The 9,919-nt window shown below is 60.1% G+C and carries 11 protein-coding genes; 4 read left to right on the top strand and 7 right to left on the bottom strand.

Features of this window, described 5'->3' with window-relative positions; all coding sequences use genetic code 11:
• Positions 1 to 31: 31 nt before the first annotated feature.
• The 6 genes from ACE04F_RS27685 to ACE04F_RS27710 form a co-directional block, all read right to left on the bottom strand.
• A complete protein-coding gene (locus tag ACE04F_RS27685; protein ID WP_305497907.1) occupies positions 32 to 772 on the bottom strand; it encodes a hypothetical protein in 741 nt (246 codons plus the stop codon).
• 55 nt (positions 773 to 827) lie between these two features.
• The gene (locus tag ACE04F_RS27690) at positions 828 to 1,208 is read right to left on the bottom strand and encodes a RidA family protein (protein ID WP_030142177.1); all 381 of its coding nucleotides are present in this window, start codon (positions 1,206 to 1,208) and stop codon (positions 828 to 830) included.
• Between the two features lie 35 nt (positions 1,209 to 1,243).
• A complete protein-coding gene (gene spoT / locus ACE04F_RS27695) occupies positions 1,244 to 3,349 on the bottom strand; it encodes a bifunctional GTP diphosphokinase/guanosine-3',5'-bis pyrophosphate 3'-pyrophosphohydrolase (RefSeq protein WP_486110751.1) in 2,106 nt (701 codons plus the stop codon).
• Positions 3,350 to 3,409: 60 nt separating this feature from the next.
• On the bottom strand, positions 3,410 to 3,673 hold the full coding sequence (rpoZ, locus tag ACE04F_RS27700) for a DNA-directed RNA polymerase subunit omega (protein WP_003177259.1): 264 nt from the start codon (positions 3,671 to 3,673) through the stop codon (positions 3,410 to 3,412).
• Positions 3,674 to 3,840: 167 nt separating this feature from the next.
• Complete coding sequence (gmk, locus tag ACE04F_RS27705; RefSeq protein WP_305497909.1) at positions 3,841 to 4,461, bottom strand: guanylate kinase; 621 nt, start codon at positions 4,459 to 4,461, stop codon at positions 3,841 to 3,843.
• A gap of 12 nt (positions 4,462 to 4,473) precedes the next feature.
• Entirely contained in the window at positions 4,474 to 5,337 is an 864-nt protein-coding gene (locus ACE04F_RS27710) for a YicC/YloC family endoribonuclease (protein WP_486110753.1), read from the bottom strand.
• Between the two features lie 264 nt (positions 5,338 to 5,601).
• Between ACE04F_RS27710 and rph the strand changes: the two genes are divergently transcribed.
• The 3 genes from rph to gltS all read left to right on the top strand — a co-directional run bounded on the left by rph (position 5,602) and on the right by gltS (position 8,281).
• Positions 5,602 to 6,324 (top strand): ribonuclease PH, encoded by a 723-nt coding sequence (gene rph / locus ACE04F_RS27715; protein WP_486110755.1) that lies wholly within the window; start codon positions 5,602 to 5,604, stop codon positions 6,322 to 6,324.
• 30 nt (positions 6,325 to 6,354) lie between these two features.
• Positions 6,355 to 6,723, top strand: a complete 369-nt coding sequence (locus ACE04F_RS27720; protein ID WP_486110757.1) for a DUF4870 domain-containing protein — start codon at positions 6,355 to 6,357, stop codon at positions 6,721 to 6,723.
• Positions 6,724 to 7,072: 349 nt separating this feature from the next.
• Complete coding sequence (gene gltS, locus ACE04F_RS27725; protein ID WP_486110759.1) at positions 7,073 to 8,281, top strand: sodium/glutamate symporter; 1,209 nt, start codon at positions 7,073 to 7,075, stop codon at positions 8,279 to 8,281.
• A gap of 106 nt (positions 8,282 to 8,387) precedes the next feature.
• Here the strand turns inward: gltS and ACE04F_RS27730 are convergent, their stop codons facing one another.
• On the bottom strand, positions 8,388 to 9,167 hold the full coding sequence (locus tag ACE04F_RS27730; protein WP_013694557.1) for an exodeoxyribonuclease III: 780 nt from the start codon (positions 9,165 to 9,167) through the stop codon (positions 8,388 to 8,390).
• Positions 9,168 to 9,249: 82 nt separating this feature from the next.
• Here ACE04F_RS27730 and pyrE point away from each other — a divergent pair, with 82 nt between their 5' ends.
• A complete protein-coding gene (pyrE, locus tag ACE04F_RS27735) occupies positions 9,250 to 9,894 on the top strand; it encodes an orotate phosphoribosyltransferase (protein WP_186612653.1) in 645 nt (214 codons plus the stop codon).
• The last annotated feature ends 25 nt before the right edge of the window (positions 9,895 to 9,919 follow it).

Genomic DNA, 9,919 nt, shown 5'->3' on the forward strand with positions numbered 1-9,919 from the left:
GCTTTCGCGAGCAGGCCCGCTCCCACAGTGATTACTGTTTCTCCAGTACCCAGCGCCGATCACCTGGCGTGAACGAAGGCATTTCATCGGCCAGCGCCGCATTCACGGTCTGGAAGATTTCCAGCTTCTTGCCATTACGCGCGAAGATCCAGGTGTTGCCCTGGCCGTTCTGCTGCAGCCAGATGTTGTCATTGCCGCCGCTCATCGAGGCGCAGTCGCCGGCGAGACACAGGGCGTAGCGATCAGCCCCTGGCAGGCCGCTGACCTGGCCATCGGGCTGGAATTGCACCGTGGCGCCCTGGCCGGGGCCTTCGGTGATGTTCCAGGTGCCGCCCAGGTAGGCGCCATACAGCGCCCGCTCGAAGCTGGCGCCGATGGGCGCGCCGTCCGGGACCTGCACCTTGGCGCGCTCGAATACCTGCTGCGGTTCGTTTTCGGTGGCAGCCTGGCTCAGTTGGTCGCCGTCGCGCTTCAGTTCGCTGGCCGAGCTGCCATAAAAATCGACTTTCCAGGCACCGTCTTCTTCGCCGAGCAGCTTGCCTTCGACGTTTTCAAAGCCGTTGGTATAGCGCGCCTGGCCGGCCCGGGTGTTGACGTCCCATTCCAGGTTCGGGCCGTAGCCTTGCAGCGCTTCGCGTAGCGGGCCGCCCTTGGCGGCAGCGTCGATGGCGGCCTGGTTGATCCAGGTGCCGCTGATGTCACGGTCGGCAGGGTCGCTGGCGCAACCGCCGAGAATCAGGGCGAGCAGCGAGAAAGCAAGCGCGTTGCGCATGGAGGAATCCTTTCAGAACGAAAACGGCGCAGCGGGGGAAGCTGCGCCGGGTTTATTACTCGATGACCAGGATGGCGTCCATCTCGACCTGGGCACCCTTCGGCAGGGCGGCCACGCCAATGGCGGCGCGGGCAGGGTAAGGCTGGTCGAAATATTTGCCCATGATCTCGTTGACCTTGGCGAAGTGGCTCAGGTCGGTGAGGAAGATGTTGAGCTTGACGATGTCCTTGAACGAGCCGCCGGCAGCTTCGGCCACGGCCTTCAGGTTCTCGAATACCTGCACGGTCTGGGCTTCGAAGCCCTCGACCAGCTCCATGGTTTTCGGATCCAGCGGGATCTGGCCCGACATGTACACCGTGTTGCCCGCCTTGATCGCCTGGGAATAAGTACCGATGGCGGCCGGGGCCTTGTCGCTGGAAATAACGGTCTTGGTCATTCATGACTCCTGGTAATGAGGGCGGCTATAAAGAGCTATGCGCGCATGCGGGTGATGCGAATGACCCCGGTCAGGGCGCGCAGTTTCTTGATCACGCGGGCCAGATGCACACGGTCGTGCACGCTGACCACCAGTTGGACGACGCTGATGCGGCCGTCGCGTTCGTCCATGCTGATTTTCTCGATGTTGCCGTCGGCGGCGTTGACGCTGCTCGCCAGCAAGGCGATCAGGCCGCGCTGGTGCTCCAGCTCGACGCGCAGTTCGACATTAAATTCGCCGGTGACATCCTTGGCCCACGAAAGCTGGATGCATTTTTCCGGGTTGTGGCGGATTTCGCTGATGTTACGACAGTTGTCCAGGTGCACCACCATCCCCTTGCCGGCGGACAGGTGGCCGACGATCGGGTCGCCCGGGATCGGCGTGCAACACTTGGCGTAGCTGAGCACCAGGCCCTCGGTACCGCGAATCGCCAGCGGGCCTTCGGGGCTTGGCAGCTGTTCGCCTTCGCCGAGCAGGCGGCGGGCGACGACATAGGCCATGCGGTTGCCCAGGCCGATGTCTTCGAGCAGGTCTTCGATCAGTTCGAGGCGGTATTCGTTGAGCATGACTTGCACGCGCTCGGCCGGGATCTTGTCCAGCGAGCTGTCGAAACCGTTCAATACCTTGTTCAGGAGGCGTTCGCCGAGGCTGATGGATTCGGAGCGACGTTGCAGCTTCAGCGCGTGACGGATGTGCGTGCGGGCCTTGCCGGTGACCACGAAATTGAGCCACGCCGGGTTCGGCCGTGCGCCGGGGGCGCTGACGATCTCCACCGTGGAGCCGCTTTGCAGCGGTTCGGACAACGGGGCCAGGCGGCGATTGATGCGACAGGCGATGCAGCTGTTGCCGACGTCGGTGTGCACAGCGTAGGCGAAATCCACCGCGGTGGAGCCTTTGGGCAGCTCCATGATCCGGCCCTTGGGCGTGAAGACGTAGACCTCGTCCGGGAACAGGTCGATCTTGACGCTCTCGATGAATTCCAGGGAGTTGCCGGCGCGTTGCTGCATCTCCAGAACACCCTTGACCCACTGACGGGCGCGGGCGTGAGTGCTCTTGGGCTGTTCATCGCCGCTGGATTTGTACAGCCAGTGGGCGGCGATGCCGTTGTTGGCCATCTCTTCCATTTCACGGGTACGGATCTGGATTTCGATCGGTACGCCATGCATGCCGAACAGCGTGGTATGCAGCGACTGGTAGCCGTTGGCCTTGGGGATCGCGATGTAGTCCTTGAAGCGCCCCGGCAATGGTTTGTACAGATTATGCACAGCACCAAGCACGCGGTAGCAGGTATCGACCTTGTCGACGATGATCCGGAACGCATAGACGTCCATGATCTCGTTGAAGGCCCGGCGCTTGCCGCGCATTTTCTTGTAGATGCCGTAGAGGTGTTTCTGCCGCCCGCTGACTTCGCCTTCGATGCCGTCGATCGCCAGGCAGTGGCTCAGCGACTCTTCGATCTTGTTGACGATTTCCTTGCGGTTGCCCCGGGCGCGCTTGACGGCCTGGTTGATCCGCGCCGAACGCATCGGGTGCATGGCCTTGAAACCCAGGTCCTCGAACTCGATGCGGATCGCGTGCATGCCCAGCCGATTGGCGATGGGCGCGTAGATTTCCAGGGTTTCCTTGGCGATGCGCCGGCGTTTTTCGCCGGACAGCACTTCCAGGGTGCGCATGTTGTGCAAGCGGTCGGCGAGCTTGACCAGGATCACCCGGATGTCGCGCGCCATGGCCATGGCCATTTTCTGGAAGTTTTCGGCCTGGGCCTCGGCCTTGGTCTCGAAGTTCATCTGGGTCAGCTTGCTGACCCCGTCGACCAGCTCGGCCACGGTTTCGCCGAACTGCGCTTGCAGCGCTTCCTTGGCGATGCCGGTGTCTTCGATCACGTCATGCAGCATCGCCGCCATCAGGCTCTGATGGTCCATGTGCATGTCGGCAAGGATATTCGCCACCGCAAGCGGATGCGTGACGTACGCCTCGCCGCTGCGGCGGCGCTGGCCGTCGTGGGCTTGTTCGGCGTAGAAATAGGCTCGGCGGACCAGGTTGACCTGGTCCGTGCCGAGGTAGGCCGATAAGCGATCGGCGAGGGAGTCTATGCTCGGCATGATGATGACTCCTGCCGTCTGCTGTGACCCCGCGCCGTGCTACGTCGACCAGGCATAGGCTTAGACCGCCTCGTTGGACTCGTCCTCGAACGCTGCGAACAGCGGTTCGTCTTCAACGATTTCAGCGTTGGCGATGAACTCGTAGCTCATCAGGCCTTCGGCGATTTCACGCAGCGCTACCACGGTAGGCTTGTCGTTTTCCCACTGGACCAACGGCTCTTTGCCACCGGTGGCCAGTTGACGGGCACGCTTGGTAGAGAGCATGACCAGCTCAAAGCGGTTTTCCACGTGTTCTAGGCAGTCTTCAACGGTTACGCGGGCCATGGTATTCCTCGGAGCGAATGCAATATGCGCGCTGCCCGGTTGGGCGAGCGGACTCGACAGTTTAAAAAAACACCAGCGTTTAGGGAAGCGCTGATTTTTTGAGCAAACCCCTCGGCGCGCTGCGACTACCAATGTAAAGCCGTCGCAGCGGTTTTGGGAAGGGCTGTTCAGCCCAGCAGTTCGGCCAATAATTTACCGAAACGTTGCTGCTGGCGTTTCTGCTGGAGCTGGCTGGCGCGGAAAATCGCCTTCAGGTCGTCCAGTGCGTGAGAGAAATCGTCGTTGATGATCAGGTAATCGTAGTCGACGTAGTGGCTCATTTCGCTGACCGCTTCACGCATCCGCCCTTCGATGATCTCGTCGCTGTCCTGGCCACGGTTGGTCAGGCGCTGGCGCAAGGCCTGCTGGCTCGGCGGCAGGATGAAGATCGAGCGGGCCTGGGGCATCAGCTTGCGCACCTGCTCGGCGCCTTGCCAGTCGATTTCCAGGATCAGGTCATGACCTTCGTCCAGGGTCTGCTGGAGAACGCTTTGCGAGGTGCCGTAGAGGTTGCCGAAGACTTCGGCGCGCTCGAGGAAGTCGCCGTGCTCGGCCATCCGCACGAACTCCTCGCGGTCGACGAAGTGATAGTTCACGCCATTCACTTCACCAGGGCGCATGGCGCGGGTGGTGTGCGAGACCGAGACGCGAATCTGCGGCTCGGCGTCGATCAATGCCTTGACCAGGCTGGTCTTGCCGGCGCCGGAAGGCGCGGAAATGATGTAGAGGGTGCCGGTGCTGTGGGTCATGTCGGGTTAGCCTTACTCAATGTTCTGCACTTGTTCGCGCATTTGTTCGATCAACACCTTGAGGTTGACCGCCGCCTGGGTGCTACGCGGGTCGAAGGCTTTGGAGCCCAGTGTGTTGGCTTCGCGGTTGAGCTCCTGCATCAGGAAGTCGAGGCGGCGGCCGGCCGCGCCACCGGACTTGAGCACCCGGCGGACTTCGATGATGTGGGTGCTCAGGCGATCCAGTTCTTCGGCCACGTCGCTCTTCTGGGCGAGCATGACCATCTCCTGTTCCAGGCGCTGCGGGTCCAGCTCCGCCTTCATGTCGGCGAAGCGGTCGAGGACTTTCTGGCGCTGGGTGGCGAGCATCTGCGGAACGAGTTCGCGCAGGGTGGCGACGTCTTCTTCAATGGAAGTCAGGCGCTCGTTGATCAGCCGGGCCAGCTCCGCGCCTTCGCGCTCGCGGCCGGCCTTGAGTTCCTTCAGGCCTTGATTGAACAGCGCCAGCGCCTCGGCGTTCAGCGCTTGGGGATCGCTCGCGTCGCCTACCAGTACGCCCGGCCAGGCCAGGACCTCCAGTGGATTCAGGGCGGCGGGATTGTTGATCAGGCTGGCGACGGTTTCTGCGGCGGCGACCAGTTGCGCGGCGCGCTCGCGGTCCACTTGCAAGGCTTTGCCGCTGCTCTCTTCGGTAAAGCGCAGGGTGCATTCCAGCTTGCCCCGGGACAGGCCCTGGCGCAGCGCTTCACGCACGCCGCCTTCGAGGTCGCGGAAGGACTCGGGCAAGCGCAGGTGCGGCTCCAGGTAACGGCTGTTGACCGAGCGCAGCTCCCAGCTCAGCGTGCCTTGGGCGCCGGCCTTTTCGACGCGGGCGAAGGCGGTCATGCTGTGCACCATGGGGGTTCCTCGCAATGCAGGCCGGCCACAACCGTTGATTGTGGGGCCTGGGATCTGTGGGTAGATGCCGAAGGGCAGCAAAGGCGCAGGATTGTAGCGCAGTGGGACGCAAGCGCCCAAACAGCTCCGGTTACAAAGCGCTGCAGCCCGTCGGCCGGGGCTTTGAGTGCGTTCACCCGTCGCGTCAGTTTATTAGAACTGCCCTATGACGATTCGCGGCTCTATAATGCCGGCAGTTTTCCGTCCTCTGTACAGGTGTTCCCTATGAAACGTCCAAGTGGTCGCGCTGCCGATCAGCTTCGCTCGATCCGCATTACCCGCAACTACACCAAACACGCCGAGGGATCTGTACTGGTGGAGTTCGGTGATACCAAGGTCATCTGCACCGTCAGCGTCGAAAACGGCGTACCTCGTTTCCTCAAGGGCCAGGGCCAGGGTTGGTTGACTGCCGAATACGGCATGCTGCCGCGGGCTACCGGCGAGCGGAACCAGCGCGAGGCCAGCCGTGGCAAGCAGGGCGGACGGACCCTGGAAATCCAGCGTCTGATCGGTCGCTCGCTGCGCGCCGCGCTGGACATGTCCAAGCTCGGCGATGTGACGCTGTATGTTGATTGCGATGTGATCCAGGCTGACGGCGGCACCCGCACCGCCTCCATCACCGGTGCCATGGTCGCGCTGGCCGATGCCTTGAAAGTGATCAAGAAGCGTGGCGGCCTCAAGGGCGGCGATCCGCTCAAGCAAATGATCGCCGCGGTGTCGGTGGGCATGTACCAGGGCGAGCCGGTGCTGGACCTGGATTACCTGGAGGACTCCGCCGCCGAGACCGACCTGAACGTGGTCATGACCAGCGCTGGCGGATTCATTGAAGTTCAGGGCACCGCCGAAGGCGCCCCGTTCCAGCCGGAAGAATTGAACGCTATGCTGGAGCTGGCGAAGAAAGGCATGAACGAAATCTTCGAATTGCAAAAGGCCGCGTTGGCCGACTGATTGTTTTGCGCTTCAGACAAGGAGAGTGTCATGAGTGATGAGCAAGTCCTGTTGCCCCAACCGAGCAGAGAAGCGCGGCAGTGGGCAATGTTTTGTCACCTGTCTGCACTATTGGGTATTTTCATTCCGTTCGGTTCGCTGATCGCGCCGCTGATCATCTGGCAGGTCAAGCGTGAATCCGACCCGTTCATCGATGCCCAGGGCAAGGAAGCGCTGAACTTCCAGATCACTGTAGCGATTGCCGCAGCGATCAGCTTGCTGTTGATGATTGTGGTGATTGGCTTCTTCCTGTTCGGGCTGGTGGCGATCGGTGCGCTGGTGCTGACCATTATTGCAGGCGTCAAGGCCAACGAAGGGCAGCCGTATCGGTATCCATTTACTTGGCGGTTGGTTAAATAACGAACAGCGCTGCGATTAAAAAATGCCCCGAATCCTCGGGGCATTTTTTTTTAGCCGAATAAATATTATATGCAGCATAAGTTTTATCAGATTTATCCTACATGCATGGGTATCTTTTTAAATCTTTAGTCACAACTGTATGCCTTTCCTTAAGTGCATGTGCTTGGCAATAAGACTCATCGATTGATAGAGTTGCGCCAAGTAATATTCGCCTAGAAATATTTCGATATATTCAGACCATTGACGGTCCCTGAATTCAAAGCCAGCCAGTGTTGAGTCAATCAACCTGTTCAAGACGCGCCCAGGGAAAAGGTTCGCCCTTGGATAGATGTCGGAAGATCAAACACCCATGCTCCAACTCGATTTCTACGGAACACTTGTCGCCGCTTCTTTAGTTCTTCTGCTGGGTCGTGGGCTTATTGCGCGTGTTGGTTTTCTGCGTGCCTACAACATCCCTGAACCTGTAGCGGGTGGGCTGGTAGTTGCCCTTGCGCTCTTGGCCTTACGAGCGCTTGAAGTAGAGGTCCGATTTGATACTTCACTTCAAACGCCTTTGATGCTGGCATTCTTCGCCACGATTGGCCTGAGTGCAGACTTTGCCAGCTTGAAGAAAGGTGGGCGAGTGGTGGGGATTTTCCTGCTAGCGGTCACCGGCCTGCTGCTGCTCCAGAATGCCATGGGCATCGGGCTCGCCAAAGCGTTGGGGCTCGATCCATTGATGGGGCTGCTGACCGGCTCGATTACCTTGGCGGGCGGCCATGGGACTGGCGCGGCATGGGGGACAGTTTTCAGCGAGAAGTTTGGCTTGGCTTCCGCTTCCGAGCTTGCGATGGCTTCTGCGACGTTTGGCCTGGTCCTGGGTGGCTTGGTCGGTGGGCCGGTTGCTCGCCTGCTCATCAAGCGTGTCAAGGTGCCCGGGAACCTTGAGCCGGAAAAACCGCGAGTGCCTAAGGGCTTCGAACAGCCGAACAGAGAGCGTTCGATTACGCCGTTTTCCTTTATCGAGACGCTTGCCCTGATCGCCGTCAGCCTGCTTGTCGGCACGCTCTTGAACGGACAGCTCCAGGACACCGCATTCGAATTGCCCACCTTTGTTTGCGTCTTGTTCGTCGGAGTGGTCTTGCGAAATGGACTTTCCGTACTGGGTTTGTATCAAGTGTTCGAGCGCGAAGTGTCCGTGCTTGGCAATGTCAGCTTGTCGTTGTTCCTGGCAATCGCCTTGATGTCACTCAAGCTTTGGGATCTGGCCTCACTGGCCTTGCCAATCTTCATTATCCTGGCGGCGCAGACATTGCTCATGGCTTTGTTTGCGATTTTCGTGACGTTCAGGCTCATGGGTAGTCACTACGATGCGGCCGTGCTGGCGGCGGGGCATTGCGGGTTCGGGTTGGGCGCCACGCCGACAGCTATTGCCAACATGCAGGCAGTGACGCAGCGCTACGGACCTTCGCAGATAGCGTTTCTGGTGGTGCCGATGGTGGGAGCGTTCTTCATCGATATCATCAACGTTATCGTTATCAAGTTATACCTTGCCCTGCCATTATTTGCCGCGGGTTGAAGTTCAAGCTTGAACGCGTGCCATAAAAAAATGCCCGGATCTTGCGATACGGGCATTTTTTGGTTGGTCGGCAGCTGAGTTTTCTGGCGGGAGGACGCTGATACGCTTAGATCGTCAACGTCCAATCGTAATCCACGATCAGCGGCGCATGCTGCGAGAACCGCGGCTGGCGTGGCAGGCGGGCGCTGCGGACGAAGCGGCGCAGCCCGGGCGTCAGCAGCTGGTAGTCGAAGCGCCAGCCGAGGTTGAGCATCTCGGCCTGCTCGTTATCCGGCCACCAGCTGTACTGGTCGCCTTCGCGGCTGACTTCGCGCAGGGCATCGACATAACCCATGTTGCCGATGATCTCGTCCATCCAGGCCCGTTCCGGCGCCAGGAAGCCAGGCGACTGCTGGCTGTCGCGCCAGTTCTTGATATCCAGCTTCTGTTGCGCCACGTACAGCGAGCCACAATAAATGTACTCGCGACGTTTGCGCCGCTGTTTATCAAGGTAACGGGCGAAGTCGTCCATCAACTTGAATTTCTGATTCAAATCTTCATCGCCGTTCTGCCCCGAAGGGAGCAGCAAGGTCGCGATGCTGACCTTGTCGAAATCGGCTTGCAGGTAGCGCCCGTAGCGGTCCGCCGTCTCGAAACCGAGACCGTTGATGACAGCCTTCGGTTGCAGCCGCGAGTACAAAGCCACGCCCCCCTGGGCGGGGACTTCGGCATCGCAGGCGTAAAGGAAGTAACCGTCCAGTTGGAAGGCTGCATCGTCCAGTTCAAAGGCGGAGGCGCGGGTGTCCTGCAGGCAGATGACGTCGGCATTCTGTGCTTGCAGCCAACTGAGCAAACCACGCTCCACTGCAGCCTGAATACCATTGACGTTCACACTGATGATCCGCATAAATGGCCCCAAAAATCACGTGCGTGTATGATACACGCCGTCTACCTATTTAGCTAAATCCGCGGTATTTGAGGCTTTTTTCATGCAGGCGTATCAGCGCGATTTCATTCGCTTTGCCATCGATCGCGGCGTTTTGCGCTTCGGTGAATTCACCCTCAAGTCCGGGCGCACCAGCCCGTACTTCTTCAATGCGGGCCTGTTCAACAGCGGAACCGCCCTGGCACAGTTGGGCCGGTTCTATGCCGCAGCCATCGTCGAGAGCGGCATCCCGTTCGACGTATTGTTTGGTCCGGCCTACAAAGGCATCCCGCTGGCTGCCACCACCGCTGTGGCCTTGGCCGAACACCACGACCGCGACCTGCCCTGGTGTTTCAACCGCAAGGAAGCCAAGGCCCATGGTGAAGGCGGCAGCCTGGTCGGCGCGCCGCTGACCGGCGAAGTGCTGATCATCGATGACGTGATCACCGCGGGCACCGCCATTCGTGAAGTGATGCAGATCATCGCTTCCCAGGAAGGCGCCAAGGCTGCCGGCGTGCTGATCGCCCTGAACCGCCAGGAGCGCGGCAATGGTGAGCTGTCGGCGATCCAGGAAGTGGAGCGCGACTTCGGTATCCCGGTGATCAGCATTGTGTCGCTGAACCAGGTGCTGGAGTTCTTGGCTGACGATCCGCAGCTCAAGCAGCATTTGCCGGCGGTTGAGGCTTATCGCGCCCAGTTCGGCGTTTAAATGGTTTTTGATCTTGTGGCGAGGG

This window comes from Pseudomonas sp. AGC41, assembly GCF_057334555.1.

Excerpts from the sequence above, each read along its gene's own strand:
- ACE04F_RS27685 (WP_305497907.1), bottom strand. The coding sequence starts at position 772 with ATGCGCAACGCGCTTGCTTTCTCGCTGCTCGCCCTGATTCTCGGCGGT.
- ACE04F_RS27690 (WP_030142177.1), bottom strand. The coding sequence starts at position 1,208 with ATGACCAAGACCGTTATTTCCAGCGACAAGGCCCCGGCCGCCATCGGT.
- spoT (WP_486110751.1), bottom strand. The coding sequence starts at position 3,349 with ATGCCGAGCATAGACTCCCTCGCCGATCGCTTATCGGCCTACCTCGGC.
- rpoZ (WP_003177259.1), bottom strand. The coding sequence starts at position 3,673 with ATGGCCCGCGTAACCGTTGAAGACTGCCTAGAACACGTGGAAAACCGC.
- gmk (WP_305497909.1), bottom strand. The coding sequence starts at position 4,461 with ATGACCCACAGCACCGGCACCCTCTACATCATTTCCGCGCCTTCCGGC.
- ACE04F_RS27710 (WP_486110753.1), bottom strand. The coding sequence starts at position 5,337 with ATGGTGCACAGCATGACCGCCTTCGCCCGCGTCGAAAAGGCCGGCGCC.
- rph (WP_486110755.1), top strand. The coding sequence starts at position 5,602 with ATGAAACGTCCAAGTGGTCGCGCTGCCGATCAGCTTCGCTCGATCCGC.
- ACE04F_RS27720 (WP_486110757.1), top strand. The coding sequence starts at position 6,355 with ATGAGTGATGAGCAAGTCCTGTTGCCCCAACCGAGCAGAGAAGCGCGG.
- gltS (WP_486110759.1), top strand. The coding sequence starts at position 7,073 with ATGCTCCAACTCGATTTCTACGGAACACTTGTCGCCGCTTCTTTAGTT.
- ACE04F_RS27730 (WP_013694557.1), bottom strand. The coding sequence starts at position 9,167 with ATGCGGATCATCAGTGTGAACGTCAATGGTATTCAGGCTGCAGTGGAG.
- pyrE (WP_186612653.1), top strand. The coding sequence starts at position 9,250 with ATGCAGGCGTATCAGCGCGATTTCATTCGCTTTGCCATCGATCGCGGC.